Source organism: Microcoleus sp. S13_B4, assembly GCF_036700885.1.
GTDB lineage: Bacteria > Cyanobacteriota > Cyanobacteriia > Cyanobacteriales > Microcoleaceae > Microcoleus.
The window spans coordinates 21,139-35,621 of record NZ_JAUBPU010000061.1; the positions used below are offsets into that span (position 1 = coordinate 21,139).

Sequence of the window (14,483 nt, forward strand, 5' to 3'; positions counted from 1 at the left end):
GTTAATCGCCAATGAGTAATTAGTGAGGAGTTACGTACTCCCAAACCAGCAAACCGTTTCATTTAATTAACTCTTATGGATGGGTTCAAGCCCGTGTACGTTCCTGGAACAAACCAGGCGTCTGGAAACCCTTGTCTCCTGGAGTATTATTAATCACTAATAAACTGGGTTCCATAGGACGATTTCTTAACTGTCACACTTTATGAATCCATACCTAAACAACCTACCCCAAATCTCAACTACCTTCCAGGATTGAGGTATAGCAAGTATTTGTGGGAAAAAACAGATTGGTCGCAACCCTGGCCCTGGACTTTTACTCATAACTAATGAACCGGGATAAATAGGACGCTCACTTAACTGTCACACTTTATTCCTCCATAGCGAAACAAGTTACTCACAATCAAAACAACATTCCACCAAGGCGATCTTTATGTATTATACTTTTGCAGGTTTCGGTGCGGGTACGGCCATATTTTTATTGTTAGTTTTTGCCATTCTGCAATGGCTGCACGTCTCCGCTGGCAGTCTTATTGATTGGGTAATTGCCATTGCTATTTTTGAATGGCTGTTGCTGATAGTTACAGTTCCCTGGAATATCCATTTTGAAGCTAAAGAAGTTTTAGCGCAAGCTGCAGAATCTACTAAAAAAAACATTGCTGTCGATCAGGAACAAGTCAAATACGTTACTGTATTAGTTAGCCGATCGCTCTTTGTGGCGATCGCACTTCACCTGTTTAGCGCGATCGCACTTTACGCCCTAGCCGCCACCGGAATTAGTGCTGTTGGCTATCTCAGTTCTGCTGCTGCACTGCTGTTAACTGTAATGCGTCCAGCTATCCGAGGTTATCAATATTTAGCCCAGCGGCTGACAACTATCCGCAGCCAATTTTTGTACCCCCGCGAAGATATTGTCGAACTCCGCACCCGCTTTGCAGAATTAGAATCTACAGTTAGAGATTTGAGCAATCAATTAAGTTCAGACAATCCGAATTCGTGGGTGGCTGTCCAAAATCGCGAACGGGAAGCTATCAGAAGAGAAGTAACTACTTTATCCGCATCTCTACAATCTTTGCAAGCGACAAATCAGGCAGAACACACTAAACTGAGAAGAGATGCAGAAAGTGCGATCGCCCAACTCACCGATGACGGACAATTTCTCAACCACGTCCGCGAAATCATCCGCTTCTATAAAGAAGCATAAAAGAAGTCATTAGTGATTAGTCATTAGTGATGAGCCATTAGTCATTAGTGATTAGTCATTAGTCCTTCTCCCCATTACCAATTCTCAAGTTGCAATTTCCTATTATCTACCTTTAGATAGATGTCCAATCGTTGCAATTCCTAAAATCCTTAAGGAAGAGGAAATTTTATCAGTCTTGAGGAAGACTCAATAAATGTATTTTTAATATAGTAAGCGCCCTGACGGTTAGGACGTTCTTAATGCTGAAACCCTTGTGCAAGATTGCTTTTTCCTTCTATCCTAGATAACTAAAACCTTATTCTTTCTTGCTTCTTCCTTCAATATCTGCTATAACCGCAACTTCTCGCAAACTATAACCAAAGATAGTTTGTTAATGAGTTAGCTTACACTTAATATTTAAACATAAGCCAAAGACCTTTTTGAAAAGATAACCCAGGAATAAATCATGACTAATCGCCAACCAATACCCCCCAAAGAAGAAGTTAGCAAATCAACACCGGCCGACGAACAAATCGAAGCCAATATGGAAGCCCCCCACTACGACCGGGGCATTACTCCTGCGGAGACAGCAGCGCGCCAAGACCGCGAAGGCGCTAACTTCATGCACACCACCACCGAAGGGAAGCAGAAAAGTGCAAAAACTGATGACCAAACCGATGACGAAAGCATTCACACTACAGATGGTTATACAGTAGACAAAGAAGGTCTAGTTAACAATTACGCGATCGAACCGGAAATGTACATCAACGAACCGGGCGATTTGAGAGCAAAAGAAGAAGCCGAAGCCCAAGAACGCGCTCGAATTCTCGCCGAAGTCAAAGATAAAAAAGGCGAGGAAGGAAAACTGACCACGGAAGCAGACACCCGCGGCAAAGGGCCGGGAATTATCTAGATTGTGTGGTTGGTAGTTGCATTTGGGCGCGTGAGGTTGCAACGGCAAAGCACAGGGGCGGGTTTTTATAGTTCCGGCAGTTATCGATCGATATTTCCGGTACAACCCACCCCTATTTTGTTTTCACATCTGTTTTTTGAGTTGAGAGGTTACATCGTATATCTCTCTCAATTACCGTATCAAGCGGCAAGTTTTCACACCCAGCTTAAAAACGCCTTAAAATTCGTCAAGCTTTAACATTTTCCCTCAGCCAATTAAACTTAGCCTCAGCTAGAGCCAAATTTTCCAGGACGTTAGGATTGATATCCTCTCGTTCAAATTCTGGTTGATCTAATTCAATATTGCGACCGTATTCTATATGTCTGATCGTACCGCGCATCCTGTCTGCCAGACACAATGAAATTCCATAATAAAACCGGGAAGCAAAGCCCATATCGTTTTGAAGTTTGATTACTAACTGCCGCCTCGGAATTGCCAGCAAGTGAGTTTCTTCGATCGCCTTCACCGTTGCCAAAGGAGGGCGAGCATCAATGAAAGAGACTTCTCCCACCAGTTCTCCAGTGGCTATTTTAGCGAGTTGTCTAGTCCCCTCAGCCTCGATTAAAACGCTCAAACTCCCATTCAAAACAATGTAGAGCGCATCTATCTGTCTCCCTTCATGGATCAAAATCCCGCCGGGATCTAGAACTTCCTTTTTGCCTTTTTGGACGATCCAGTTGATATCGTCATTATTTAACTGGCTCAAAATAAAAAGTGCTTTTTTTCTGCTGCTGTCGGCCATAAGTTTTAGCTCTCGATCGCTTCTTCTTTATATAAAATTTAGATCGCGCGGGGTCGCCTCTTCTTCCGAAGCAGTCCTCGCTCAATACAGTTTTTTTTATCCTGCCTCACTTCTTGGCAAAACCCCTATCGGGCAGGCTTTGCCCATAGCAGATGAATCACGCTGAATCATAATCTTTCAATACTAGCATTCGTGGAACCATCTTTTTTAACTCGCTCAGCCTCCACCAAATCCCGCCAAATGCCTGTCTCAAAAGCAATCGGGTTCGTCCACACAGCTTGTGAGACGGGATCGGGCGCGGGAAACCATGCTCCGCGCCCAGTCTTGCTCACTAAATCGATCGTAAATCAGGATAGCCCGCCAACATATCGTCAGCAGTCAGAGTGTCCCCGTTGGCTTGAGGAGTCCACAGCACCTCAACCGCCAGCAACTGCTCGCTCGATACTCCCCCAATCTGACGCAAAGCTTGGCGCAAATCTTCAGAGTTTTTCACTGCTGGCAATTGCAATTTACCTTGAGTACCGACAATCACCGTCACTACAATAAATTCCCCGGGATCTGAATTCAAATCAGAAGCAACCAGCGCACCATCTTCCTGCAAACCGGGCAGGACATTGCTGCTCCCTGCTTGCCGGAGCTGATTGTTATAATTCGAGAGCGTTTCTTCAGTAAATTTACTGCGTTCTGCCAAAGACAATTGATTAAACTTAGCTTCCGCTGCTTCCAAGCGAGTTTGCACAGATTCAGCGCCCGCGTAAACCCAGTATTCAGGATGCCGCAGCAGCGCCAGAGTAGATTCTTGCACGACTTGAGCGCGACCGGCCGCTGTATCGGTATCCGCTTTGCGCGCTAGAGAGTCGAGTTCGGCTTGCAAACCGCGGGCCTCTGCTAGCAAACCAACTTGCAAGCGGGCGACAGATACAGTGGTAGTGGGGGCGCTGTTGCCGAGTTCGTCATTTGATCCCCCGGCGCGGCGGAAGCTTTGCACGAGGAAATTAGCGATCGAAATAAAAATCAAAATCGAGAACAGGCCACCAAACCCGCCCCCAAAGCCAAAAAACGGCAGCAAGAACGGGAAACCGAAGCCACCTCCAAAGCCACCGCCCGGATAGTAGCCTCCTCCCGACGGCGCGTAAGTGCGACTAGGAGATGAGTAACTGCGCGCCGGAGCTCTAAAAGATCCGCCGCCGATGCGTCCTCCGCTGCGGGCTGCCAGAGCTCCGTCAGCGTTACCGAGGGCTAGCGTCAGTACCAGACCGATCGCAAATAGTGATTTCAAAAGCGGTTTGATCTTTGAAGAAATTAGTTGCTTGTACATAAGACCGTTACTATTCGATACATTTATAATTTACAATCTATTCTCGCTTCTGGGCAGCCTGGTTACAGGTGTGAAGCCAGCGAGATATCCGTACTAACCGATCTCACAAGCAGCGTTAGGGCTGAGTCTGGGAACGGCAAGGGCGAGAAACGACTGGCATTCCTGACTACCAACAATGGACATCCAGGCTTTCACAGAACTTTACTTAAGTACAGGGCGATCGGCCAACAATAAGCTCTAGACTTTTAAAGAAGCGCCACGAGTCCTCAAAAACAGGGCTTTATCTACCGTAAAAAAAACATTATGTTTCCAACTCACCGCCCCCGCCGCCTCCGCAACCATCCCCAACTCCGCCGGATGGTACGGGAAAATATCTTGACAACCAGCGATTTAATTTACCCCCTATTTGCCGTACCGGGGGAAGCTTTTGCTAAAGAAGTCACATCGATGCCCGGAGTTTACCAGCTATCGGTAGACAAAATAGTAGAAGAAGCAAAAGAAGTCTACGACCTCGGGATTCCCGCTATTATTTTATTCGGCATTCCCGCAGATAAAGACACAGATGCTACAGGTGCTTGGCACGACTGTGGCATCGTCCAACAAGCGACGGAAGCAGTTAAAAAAGCCGTACCAGATTTAATCGTCATGGTCGATACTTGTCTGTGCGAATATACCAGTCACGGTCACTGCGGCTATTTGGAAGTCGGAGATTTAAGCGGCCGCGTCTTGAACGATCCCACACTAGAATTGCTGAAGAAAACCGCAGTTGCTCAAGCTAAAGCTGGTGCAGATATTATCGCACCTTCGGGAATGATGGACGGTTTTGTCGGAGCAATTCGCGAAGGATTGGACAGTGCTGGATTTGAAGATATTCCCATCATGTCTTACGCGGCAAAATACGCCTCAGCTTATTATGGCCCGTTCCGGGATGCGGCCGATTCTGCTCCGCAATTTGGCGATCGGCGCACCTATCAAATGGACCCCGGAAACGGTCGCGAAGCTCTTAAAGAAATTGCTCTCGACATTGCCGAAGGCGCAGATATGCTCATGGTTAAACCCGCTTTAGCTTATATGGATATCATCTGGCGCGTGAAGGAAGCAACTAACCTGCCGGTTGCTGCTTACAACGTTTCTGGGGAATATGCGATGGTGAAAGCCGCCGCCCTCAACGGTTGGATAGATGAAGAAAGAGTAGTGATGGAAACTTTGACAGGATTCAAGCGTGCTGGTTGTGATTTAATTTTGACTTATCACGCCAAAGACGCCGCCCGCTGGTTGCAAAACTGATTCACTCGATTAGAGATTAGAGATTAAAGAATTGACTCCACAGCAAAATCTTCGGCTGTTTTCGTGGAGTCAATCCCTCTCTCGATAGATGATTTTTGAGCAATTAGGTAACACACTCTCTATCGCTTACACTTACCGATAAACGACGCCCCGAAACCGGGTTTTTAGCGTTTCGGTGGGCTGTAACGAAGTAGTGTTATGAAAAAACTCGGTTTCTCTGTAGACCAACTCCAAAACCTACAAAATCAGTCATTCCCCATCTAAAATCTAAAATCTAAAAAGGTATGACTTAGGAGGTAGGAATTGTGAGTCCAAGACTTTTTTACAAATTTAAGACAAAAAAGTATTAATAATCACCGAAATTAGTTAGAAAATATGTATGAATAAAAATAGTTTTGTAAATCGGGAATTCAATCATTGATTGATTGTTCCCAAGCAAAATTAACTATACCCGCTAAGACCGTAAAAGTAACACAGTTTAGATACAACTTGAAGGCAGATTGAGCATGACATCAACGACTAGGGATTCCAGTCACATTCAATTTTGTATAGGTAGCGATCGCGCAGACATCGTACAGATCCAAGAACTATTTAAAGCCGCCGCCTTTTGGGCGAGGGAACGCAAGATAGAAGATTGGGAAATTGCGATCGCCAACAGCGAACCAGTTGTTACAGTTTGGGACGGCTCACGGGCGATCGGCTTTGCCAGAGCCACCTCAGATGGCATCTATCGAGCCACCATCTGGGATGTCGCCATTCACCCGGATTACCAAGGTGCAGGACTCGGCCGTAAATTAGTGCAAACCGTCTTGAGTCACCCTCGGATGTGCCGAGTAGAGCGAGTTTACCTGATGACAACTTACAAACAAAGCTTCTACGAGCGCATCGGTTTTCAGAAAAACGCTAGTACCACAATGGTACTTGAAAATCAGCTTCTAGAAGAGAATCTCGAATTAGAGATTAGCAACGGCGAATTGCTAACTGCTAATTGTTAAATAATCAGCAGATTGGCATCAAAATCTATAATATGTAGGGTGCGTAAGGGCGCACCTTACTCCCTATTAATAATTTCCATCTTTCCTCTTCTCTCTTCCCTCTTCCCGACCTCCGTTAAATCTGTTAAAGTCGTTGCCCTCTTCCCGACCTCTATTACATCCGTTACCAAATCCGTTGGCGAACTTCCTTCATCACCAAGTTGCCAAAGGAATAGAACACTGAGTTCGGTTAAAATTGCACTCTTCGGACTCAGAAGGCACAGCCAGAACCTCCAACTTTCCGCTCATCAAACTTAAAAGAGTCTGATTCATCAATAACCTCATTCCAGAAGACACCTGAGAATTATCGCTGCTTTTAGTAGCATCACACTCCAAATCGTGCTTCAGCAAATCCCAAGACTCGCTCCAAGCACTCACTGAACGCTGATCGTCCACCCAAATGTGAACGCATCCAGATTCCGGCGAAGCATGGGCAGACACAGAAATACTCCCCTCCTCCATCTGAGCAACAGCAGTATCTACCAAATAAACTAAAACTTGCCTAAATCTCGGCAAATCTGCCAATACATAAATCCCCGGATCTGGCGGCAATATCTCCAAACGAATGCCGCGATTAGCAGCTTGCAAGTAAGTTAAATCATCAACCTCGTCAAAAACCTTAGCTAACTGAATCGGCTCAATATCCATCCTGTCAGTGCCGTGTTCAGTTTTAGCAACAGAGATAATTTCATCTATTAATTTCACCAGCTTGAGTGCCGCGACGTGAGCTTGCTCGACAAACTCTCGTTCCTCAGCAGGATCGTCGCACAAATCCGAGAGAATTAATTGCAGCGTACCAATCATAGTGCTCAGGGGCGATCGCAACTCGTGAGAAGTTCGAGCCAAAAAACCCGCCTTAAATTGGCTCATCTCCGATGCCATCTGATAAGCCAATTGAGTTTGCTTAAGTTGCTCGGAAAGGGCATCAAACTTCTCTAAGTGAATTTCTTGAGGAGGTGGCGGCACTTTGGGTGCAGGTTCGGGCTGTTGCGAGCTTTTTTGCCGCGGGCGCCAAATCAAACTGCTTCCCAAACCCAGCCCCAGTCCCATACCTAAATATATAAAGTCGCTCCAGCCGATCGGCGCCATATTGCTTTGCCTTGGAGTTTAGCTTTTAGCATTCTAACTCGATCGCGCCTTGTCGCAATATTTCCCAATCGCTGCCCGTCCATTTAGCCACAGTGGAAGGCAAACTCGAAGCTGTTGCCGCTGTTGCTAATTCAGAAGGCACTAATGTCAAGACTTCGGGAAACTGAGCCTCAATTTCTGCCACCGACTCCAGAGGCGGTTGGCCGGATAAATTGGCACTGGTAGTAGCCAAAGGGCCTGTCTGCTCTAGAATCTTTAGGGCAAGAGGAAAGTCAGGCACTCGTACTCCGATTGTAGTAGGGTCGATCGAATTCATGGCCGCCGGGACTTTTGCCGAAGCCGGCAGCACCAAAGTTAACGCCCCCGGCCAATAGGATTCGGCCACTTGCTGCCACAAGTTTAACTCTGCTGGACTTCCCTGCACGTAGGGCCACAAGGCCCTCGCCGATCCTGCCATCAAAATCAGCGGTTTGTCTTGACTGCGACGTTTAGCTGCAAAAATCAACTCCGAGCGATCGGGCCGCGCAGCCAAAGCGGGTACAGTATCTGTGGGAAAGCTGACAATATAATCTCCTGAAATTGCCCCTTGAATCAAGGAGTCGATCGAAACTTGAGTCATTCGATTTTAGATTTTAGATTTTAGATTTTAGATTGAGGAATTGCGCCTGCATTTTCTTGAACTAATTATAGCGGCTTTTCCCGATCTTGTTTTGTAGCAGTTTTTTGAAAGCCGACAATTCCTCTTCGCCGCTGAATGCACACTTGGGAACTATAAAGTACGCTCTTTTTGACACAGGATAGAGAGACTGTAAAGGATAAATTAATAATAAATTATTGGTTTCAATAAAGACTTTAAAAGCTTCCCATTTAAAGCTTCCTTCCCAAATCGGAGTTTTAAGTGCCAGCCCATCTCCTATCACTTCCACAGTCGTAGGTTCCCCCCAGTCCATCTGCATGACGCTCATCGGCATCTCTATGTTTATGTCGCGGGGGTTCAACAAAAAAATATCTACAATTTTACCCAATAAGACTAGCAGGGCTACAAAAACAACGCCCATCACTAACAAGGAGATTTCTTCAAATATAATTGCCATCACCAAAAAGTAGACTCCTATTAATAATTCAATTTCAACCAATTTTCTCTTGAGAGATTTTGAGGTGTGTTCTGTATCCCCCTCAGTAGCTTCTCTGAGATCGTTAAAATTCAGTTGGAACTCACACTGGCTTGTTTTCATATCAACAACGTGAGGAAATGGCGGAATATTGCTGTATAGCAATTCTCTAAACGTTTGAAGCTGCTCTCGATTAAATGGTTTTTTTGGGAAAAAATGCGGTATATTGTAACACTCCTCACGATAGATAACGAACAAACTTTTTGTCTCTAACCAGTGCGAGTAAAATAGCCATTTGAGTATGAGGCTAACCTTTCCAGTTTCTAACTCCAGTCCCGATTCAGTCATTGTTAGAGTAATAAGTTCGTGCCAAATATTAGTTCTCTGTCTCCAGGGAGAGAGTAACAGGAGTCCTAAAAATTGAAATAGCCAATGAAGAAGTTGTAAAATTGCCCCTATTAACAAAAAAGGCCCCACTGAAATTCCCGGTTCGATGCCAAATTTTATCGTCGGAAATACAAGCATATACCAAAAGAAAAACCGACTGAAGGAGCTGATATTGCGCCACTCTAGGAACTTCACAATAGGGAGGTAGCAGATGCCAAAACCTAGAATGAAATAACCCCATAGGGGATGTTGGCCAGCGATAATATTGACAATTCCCCACCCCACAAGAACGACAGGAAGACTCCACAACTTGACTGTATCGAGAGGACCTAATTTCGGGAAAATTCTACTAGCTTCTAAATATTCTTTGAAAGTAAACTGGTATTCCAACTTCACAGTGATACCTCTTGGGTGCTGAGTGCGAGCGAAATTTTTACCCCAACTATAATCTGGCGTTAATGAATTTGGGTAGGGTTTTTGTAGCGGCAGCCCCTCCGTGGTTGCCCCACCTCTGACGGGGTAAGCACTTTGAATTACCACTACAGGCAAAATCCTACTTTGATTCAGGAACGCCTATAATTTCTCAAAATCCAGCAAGTATGCACAGTCGAGAAATTGTCTCTTTGCTAGCCTTGCTCCCTAAAGACGGTAGGCTAAGGCAAACCGATCGATTCCTGCTAAATCAGAAAATATCTGAACTTCACCGTAACTCCCGTGACTTTGCAGCATATCAGCTACCGCCTCAGCTTGTCCCGCCATCATCTCCACCAACCAAACTCCCCCGGATTCTAAATAATCGGGAGCCGTTTCTACCAAATGCCGGATGCAATCTAACCCGTCAAAGCCGCCGTCTAAGGCCAGATGAGGTTCGTGCTTCAAAACCTCCGGTTGTAGGGTCAGTACCGTGCTGCTGGGGATGTAAGGGGGGTTAGAGACCATGCCGCTAACGCGACCTTTAAGAAAGGTTAGCGGTTCCCACCACAAACCTTGATAAAAATTAATTCGCGATCCAAAACCCAAATTCTCACCATTCAGTCGAGCAACTGCCAAAGCTTCCGAACTGCAATCTACCGCATAAACCCTAGCATTTGTCAACGCAGAAGCCAAGCCGATCGCGATCGCCCCGCTGCCCGTCCCCAAATCCACCCAATGCGATTTGGCAAATTCTCCCCCCCGAAGCTCGGAGAAGTTTAAGTCTTCTCTCCCCCTTAGTAAGGGGGGGTTGGGGGGGGTAAATTTTTGATTGATATTTTCTGCTTCTAAACGGCTTTTAACAGCTTCTACAGCCAAATCGATCAGCAATTCCGTTTCAGGACGCGGAATTAGCACCGCCGGCGTTACTTTGAGCGAAAAATGCCGCCAATGTGCAACTCCCGTTAAATACTGCACCGGCACCCGTTCCTGCAAGCGCCCCTGCCACAATTGAGCAAGCTCAGATAAAGACAACTTTAATTCAATTTTTGGCAAATCTTTAAACGACTCCAAACGCAGAGCCAACCTATCCAAACCGGCCAGCTCTTGCAGCAGCCAGTCAATTTCTGCTAGGGGAATGTCAGAGGCGATCGCCTCGGTTTTAGCTTGATTCGCCCATTCCCAAAGCTCTAAACCCGAAACAAACATAAGGCTTTGTAATAATTGCTAATTGCTAATTCCTAATTGTTAATTGCTAATTGCTAATTCATTAATTAGTAGGTTGAGTCGAGAAACCCAACCTACTAATTAATGACTGATAACTGATGACTAATGACTGATGACTGCTGGCTAACTATTAGCGATTCTGTCGAGCTGGAGCCGGAGCTGGAGCCGGCCGAGCTGGAGCCGGAGCTGGAGCCGGCCGAGCTGGAGCCGGAGCAACCTGTGGATTTTGGCCCGCACCGGCAGGTTGGAGCGATCGCACAAATTCTAGCGACTCCCGCGACGGAATCAAAATCATTTGGGTCAAAAACGGGTCGTTCTCAGTACGCAAAGCTTCCAAAACGCTCTCCAAGTTCACCACCTCAATCTTAATTGTGGCTGTCACGTTGGGCTGCTGCTGCTTAAAACGATCGACCATTCCCTGCAAATCCTCCTTGTTAAAAAACAAGGGAATCACCTCTTGCTGACCCCGCTGAATCGTCAAATAACCATTTTCCGGGCCGCCTCTGGCCAAAAACAGAGGTACACCGTTGAACTCGTTAACTTGTTGACCAGTCTGCTGAAGTACAGTTTTAGCCGACTGCACCTGCACCGGAGCCGGAACGAAAGCAAATTGCACCTCCTCCGGCTTGCCTTTATTTGCTTGAGTGATCTGATAAATTTCCCCCAGCGACACCGGCATCACGCGCACCGAGGCCGCCAACTGAGGATTTCTGGTTTTCAGTTGATCCACAAAAGCTTGAGCATCTTTCTGGCTGATGAAAATTCCCGCCACGGAAGCATTGCCAGTTTGACCCTGACCCTGCTTGGGAACAGAAGCGATCAGGGGCGCACCCTGAGCGTCTGTAATCGTAAATACTGGCACTGACCGCAATTTTTCCAAAATTTGCGGCTCCGGCAGTGCCAGTGCAGACATCTTGCCAATTAGGGAGGGGCCCAGCAGAGTGCTGCCGACAATTCCCAATATTGCGCCCAAACGAACTAATGATTTCATGTTTTTTCCATCAGGAGCGATCCTGAAACACATTAACGCAAAGACTGGCGACTTAACACGATCAGCAAAAACTGCCTCAATTTGTTTTCATTTTGACGAAATGTAAACATTAGAGACAGTTCTGATTCAATCTATTATTTAACATTGTGCGATCGGGATGACAGGATTTGAACCTGCGACATCCTGCTCCCAAAGCAGGCGCGCTACCAAGCTGCGCTACATCCCGGTGTTATCGTTAGCTAACCTCTAACCATTAACACACAAAACCGCTTGCTTGTCAAGCTTTATTAAATATTTAGCTCTCGATGCAGCTAGGGCGAAGTTTTTTTCAGGTTGTGCGGTGTGACCCCACCCAAAAACCGATACCAGCCTCTGACTCCTATCGTGATCGGCTCACAATTTTAGACCCTTCGACAAGCTCAGGGCAACGCCCTAGTTCAAGCTCCCAGATAGATTCATGTGTGGAATAAATCTCAAATCTCAAATAGTTTCTTCGACTCAGGGCGACTTGACGGCTCGACTGAGTGCCGATCGTCTCGCCGCAGTCTCAAATCTCAAATCGACTGACAATACTTGCACAGCTTCATAACGGCCCTGATGCCGAGATACATCCCAGCCTAACTGACCACAGCGCACAGGTGCATTCAGTGTTGTCAGCGTCAATATTGTATTGTATATCCTCAACAAATCAACGCCGACCTGCACCTCGCTCGCTAATCTGGATACCAAAACATACCTTTAATCCCCTCTGGATCGGACATAAAGCCCAAATTGCGGTAAAAATCCACCACTTGAGGGTCAGCAAATAAGGTAATGTTGCTGATATCTTCACTGCGGAGTTTTTTAATGATGTATTTCATCAGTGCCTTGCCCATGCCTTTGCCCTGGTAGTCGGGATGAACTACCACATCCCAAAGCGTGGCATTAAAAGCATGGTCTGAAGTCGCTCTGGCGAAACCCACCAGCCGTCGCTGGCTGCCCCGCATCTCCCACATAGAGACGACTAGGAAGCTGTGCACAATAGCTTTTTTGACTTTACGCAGGGGACGGCGGGACCAACCCACTGCATTACAAAGTTCTTCGAGTTCGTAGAGGTCAATGTCCCGATCGCAACTGAAAAAGATGCGAGCGTTGCCGCTGGCGGGCTTGCGAAACGTTGGGGAAAGCGGATCGCCTAACCCAACAGCCACATCTTCCTCAAAATCCGCTGTTTGGGGTACAGAGGCAGACTCAGAACTACTAAATAAGTTTTTCCAAAAACCCATGCAGGCGCGGTTAAGGTAGTAGAAGTTGGACGACGAGAAAGAGAACCCGACAGATAAACCCACTCCCATAGGCGTAGGATCAATTGCCGGTAGCCTCTTGAGGAACAGTTTACGGTACACTCATCTTACGCCGAAAACAGCGATTTGTCGTCCAACATTGAGTCTGCGCTTTTTTGATTCTGTCAAGTTTGGTAGAACTGTTCTGCTAGCCAGTGCCCGGACAACCCGCTTTTAAGGTAAAATTTGTTGCCGAACCAGGACCGAGGCATTTTGGGAAATGCTTCTTTTGAGTGCCGCCGATCGCGCCGGAACTTATACCCTTGGCGGGAAATACCATTGGAATGGCGCAACGGTGACATTCTCGTGATAAGTTCTCAGACAGATTTGACTTTTGCTTTTAGTGAGGAGACGGGCACAATTTAAGTCGAATCGTCGAATCGAAAATCCCATTGCCATAAGGCATGGAAGAGTCAATACCTAGTATATCTCCCGCACCTTCTCCTCAATTATGGCTTCGGGTTTAAAACCATCTACACTAGAACTTCTCAAGCGCTTTAACCGAGCGTTTCCGCAGTTTTATGAGCAATTTGTCAGCAGCGAAATCCAGTTGCAAAACCTCAAATTAGCTTACCAGCTTTACAAAACTCGGCAAGCAGTCATCGAAATCCGAGCCGAAGGTAACAAAAGTGCCCTGCATTTTGCTTACCGGAACCAGTCTTTTCTATTGAGCGATATTTTTGGAGTGCTCGCGGCCTACGGACTCACGATTCACAGTCTGAGTCTGTACGGTCAAATTTACCCGCCCATGCTGGTATTTATCAAATTGGTCGTATCTCGCGGTGGCAAGGTACTGGCAGATAAAACAGCAGAAAACGTCTGTAGAGCCGTTCGAGAGGCCTTAGCAGGGCATTTTGAGGTTGAAGAGATGTTGGCGGTGGAATTTAATTTAGACGCGGGTTTGGAAGATGTGGCAACTGAATTCTACGTCGATCCGGTTTTCCACTTGCCAGCTTTACTGATTGAAGCAGATAATCAACCTGGACTTTTTTACAAAGTTATGTATGCCATCTGGCAAGAGGATTTGTTGGTCGTAAATGCTAATTTGCTGGTTTGGCGGGGGCGAACTCGCCTAATTCTCTACTTGTTGGGGCCCAATGAAAGTTTAATTCCCGAGTATTTGGGGCAGAAAATCGCTGAGGGGGTGCGACAAAGACTGCTGGGCGAGCGATTTTAGGGCGATCGGCCGATCCGATCCCTAAATAACTAGATTTCTCTAAGTAGACATTAGTTTGCAGAAGTTTTCCAGTGAGATAGGATAAAAAGCTCGGCAAAATTGTTCGTACAAATGAGTGTAGATAGCGGTTTTCATAAACATGGGACACGCCCAAACGATGTTGCCAAGCTTTTTAAGCTGACGGGGTGACAACAAGAGTCAAAACATTGATAGAATGAAGGACATAGCCCTTAGACCCCTCTGAAAGAATGGTA

Annotated in this window: 16 protein-coding genes and 1 tRNA gene; 6 read left to right on the plus strand and 11 right to left on the minus strand. The window is 46.3% G+C overall.

The genetic code is table 11. From position 1 onward, the window contains the following. The first annotated feature begins 430 nt into the window (after window positions 1–430). Entirely contained in the window at window positions 431–1,201 is a 771-nt protein-coding gene (locus QT994_RS22880) for a hypothetical protein (RefSeq protein ID WP_333049289.1), read from the plus strand. A gap of 445 nt (window positions 1,202–1,646) precedes the next feature. After that, window positions 1,647–2,093, plus strand: a complete 447-nt coding sequence (locus QT994_RS22885) for a hypothetical protein (protein ID WP_333049291.1) — start codon at window positions 1,647–1,649, stop codon at window positions 2,091–2,093. A 226-nt stretch (window positions 2,094–2,319) separates the two neighbouring features. Here QT994_RS22885 and QT994_RS22890 read toward each other — a convergent pair whose 3' ends face one another. From QT994_RS22890 to QT994_RS22900, 3 genes are all read right to left on the minus strand, one after another. After that, window positions 2,320–2,874 carry a cyclic nucleotide-binding domain-containing protein gene (locus tag QT994_RS22890; RefSeq protein WP_333178555.1) on the minus strand — a complete coding sequence of 185 codons (555 nt, stop codon included), beginning with the start codon at window positions 2,872–2,874 and terminating at the stop codon, window positions 2,320–2,322. A gap of 167 nt (window positions 2,875–3,041) precedes the next feature. Continuing rightward, a complete protein-coding gene (locus tag QT994_RS22895) occupies window positions 3,042–3,206 on the minus strand; it encodes a hypothetical protein (RefSeq protein ID WP_333178559.1) in 165 nt (54 codons plus the stop codon). Then, window positions 3,206–4,192, minus strand: coding sequence for a DUF1517 domain-containing protein (locus QT994_RS22900; protein ID WP_333178562.1), 987 nt, complete (start codon window positions 4,190–4,192; stop codon window positions 3,206–3,208). Before QT994_RS22900 ends, QT994_RS22895 begins: the two co-directional genes overlap by 1 nt. A 303-nt stretch (window positions 4,193–4,495) precedes the next feature. Here QT994_RS22900 and hemB point away from each other — a divergent pair, with 303 nt between their 5' ends. After that, on the plus strand, window positions 4,496–5,479 hold the full coding sequence (gene hemB, locus QT994_RS22905) for a porphobilinogen synthase (protein ID WP_333049296.1): 984 nt from the start codon (window positions 4,496–4,498) through the stop codon (window positions 5,477–5,479). 506 nt (window positions 5,480–5,985) lie between these two features. Next, the gene (locus tag QT994_RS22910; protein WP_333178565.1) at window positions 5,986–6,474 is read left to right on the plus strand and encodes a GNAT family N-acetyltransferase; all 489 of its coding nucleotides are present in this window, start codon (window positions 5,986–5,988) and stop codon (window positions 6,472–6,474) included. 192 nt (window positions 6,475–6,666) lie between these two features. Here the strand turns inward: QT994_RS22910 and QT994_RS22915 are convergent, their stop codons facing one another. The 8 genes from QT994_RS22915 to QT994_RS22950 all read right to left on the minus strand — a co-directional run bounded on the left by QT994_RS22915 (window position 6,667) and on the right by QT994_RS22950 (window position 12,995). After that, complete coding sequence (locus QT994_RS22915) at window positions 6,667–7,602, minus strand: HAMP domain-containing sensor histidine kinase (RefSeq protein WP_333049298.1); 936 nt, start codon at window positions 7,600–7,602, stop codon at window positions 6,667–6,669. A gap of 25 nt (window positions 7,603–7,627) precedes the next feature. Further along, entirely contained in the window at window positions 7,628–8,221 is a 594-nt protein-coding gene (locus QT994_RS22920) for an L-threonylcarbamoyladenylate synthase (protein ID WP_333178568.1), read from the minus strand. Window positions 8,222–8,282: 61 nt separating this feature from the next. Continuing rightward, the gene (locus tag QT994_RS22925; protein ID WP_333178582.1) at window positions 8,283–9,641 is read right to left on the minus strand and encodes a YcxB family protein; all 1,359 of its coding nucleotides are present in this window, start codon (window positions 9,639–9,641) and stop codon (window positions 8,283–8,285) included. Between the two features lie 99 nt (window positions 9,642–9,740). After that, complete coding sequence (locus tag QT994_RS22930; protein WP_333178570.1) at window positions 9,741–10,721, minus strand: HemK/PrmC family methyltransferase; 981 nt, start codon at window positions 10,719–10,721, stop codon at window positions 9,741–9,743. Between the two features lie 148 nt (window positions 10,722–10,869). Continuing rightward, entirely contained in the window at window positions 10,870–11,730 is an 861-nt protein-coding gene (locus tag QT994_RS22935; RefSeq protein WP_333178573.1) for a Tic22 family protein, read from the minus strand. A 152-nt stretch (window positions 11,731–11,882) separates the two neighbouring features. Continuing rightward, window positions 11,883–11,956: transfer RNA gene (locus QT994_RS22940), tRNA-Pro, on the minus strand. A gap of 272 nt (window positions 11,957–12,228) precedes the next feature. Continuing rightward, window positions 12,229–12,459, minus strand: a complete 231-nt coding sequence (locus QT994_RS22945) for a hypothetical protein (protein ID WP_333178576.1) — start codon at window positions 12,457–12,459, stop codon at window positions 12,229–12,231. Beyond that, window positions 12,444–12,995, minus strand: coding sequence for a GNAT family N-acetyltransferase (locus QT994_RS22950; RefSeq protein ID WP_242725747.1), 552 nt, complete (start codon window positions 12,993–12,995; stop codon window positions 12,444–12,446). The genes QT994_RS22945 and QT994_RS22950 overlap by 16 nt, the downstream gene beginning before the upstream one ends. A gap of 246 nt (window positions 12,996–13,241) precedes the next feature. Between QT994_RS22950 and QT994_RS22955 the strand changes: the two genes are divergently transcribed. Together QT994_RS22955 and QT994_RS22960 are read left to right on the plus strand one after the other, a co-directional pair. After that, window positions 13,242–13,418, plus strand: coding sequence for a hypothetical protein (locus QT994_RS22955; protein ID WP_333050680.1), 177 nt, complete (start codon window positions 13,242–13,244; stop codon window positions 13,416–13,418). Window positions 13,419–13,503: 85 nt separating this feature from the next. Further along, window positions 13,504–14,229: a hypothetical protein gene (locus QT994_RS22960; protein ID WP_006631881.1), complete on the plus strand. Its 726-nt coding sequence runs from the start codon at window positions 13,504–13,506 to the stop codon at window positions 14,227–14,229. Window positions 14,230–14,483: the final 254 nt, after the last annotated feature.

Bases quoted from the DNA above. Each gene is read 5' to 3' on its own strand.
- QT994_RS22880 (WP_333049289.1), top strand. From the start codon at position 431: ATGTATTATACTTTTGCAGGTTTCGGTGCGGGTACGGCCATATTTTTA.
- QT994_RS22885 (WP_333049291.1), top strand. From the start codon at position 1,647: ATGACTAATCGCCAACCAATACCCCCCAAAGAAGAAGTTAGCAAATCA.
- QT994_RS22890 (WP_333178555.1), bottom strand. From the start codon at position 2,874: ATGGCCGACAGCAGCAGAAAAAAAGCACTTTTTATTTTGAGCCAGTTA.
- QT994_RS22900 (WP_333178562.1), bottom strand. From the start codon at position 4,192: ATGTACAAGCAACTAATTTCTTCAAAGATCAAACCGCTTTTGAAATCA.
- hemB (WP_333049296.1), top strand. From the start codon at position 4,496: ATGTTTCCAACTCACCGCCCCCGCCGCCTCCGCAACCATCCCCAACTC.
- QT994_RS22910 (WP_333178565.1), top strand. From the start codon at position 5,986: ATGACATCAACGACTAGGGATTCCAGTCACATTCAATTTTGTATAGGT.
- QT994_RS22915 (WP_333049298.1), bottom strand. From the start codon at position 7,602: ATGGCGCCGATCGGCTGGAGCGACTTTATATATTTAGGTATGGGACTG.
- QT994_RS22920 (WP_333178568.1), bottom strand. From the start codon at position 8,221: ATGACTCAAGTTTCGATCGACTCCTTGATTCAAGGGGCAATTTCAGGA.
- QT994_RS22930 (WP_333178570.1), bottom strand. From the start codon at position 10,721: ATGTTTGTTTCGGGTTTAGAGCTTTGGGAATGGGCGAATCAAGCTAAA.
- QT994_RS22935 (WP_333178573.1), bottom strand. From the start codon at position 11,730: ATGAAATCATTAGTTCGTTTGGGCGCAATATTGGGAATTGTCGGCAGC.
- QT994_RS22950 (WP_242725747.1), bottom strand. From the start codon at position 12,995: ATGGGTTTTTGGAAAAACTTATTTAGTAGTTCTGAGTCTGCCTCTGTA.
- QT994_RS22960 (WP_006631881.1), top strand. From the start codon at position 13,504: ATGGCTTCGGGTTTAAAACCATCTACACTAGAACTTCTCAAGCGCTTT.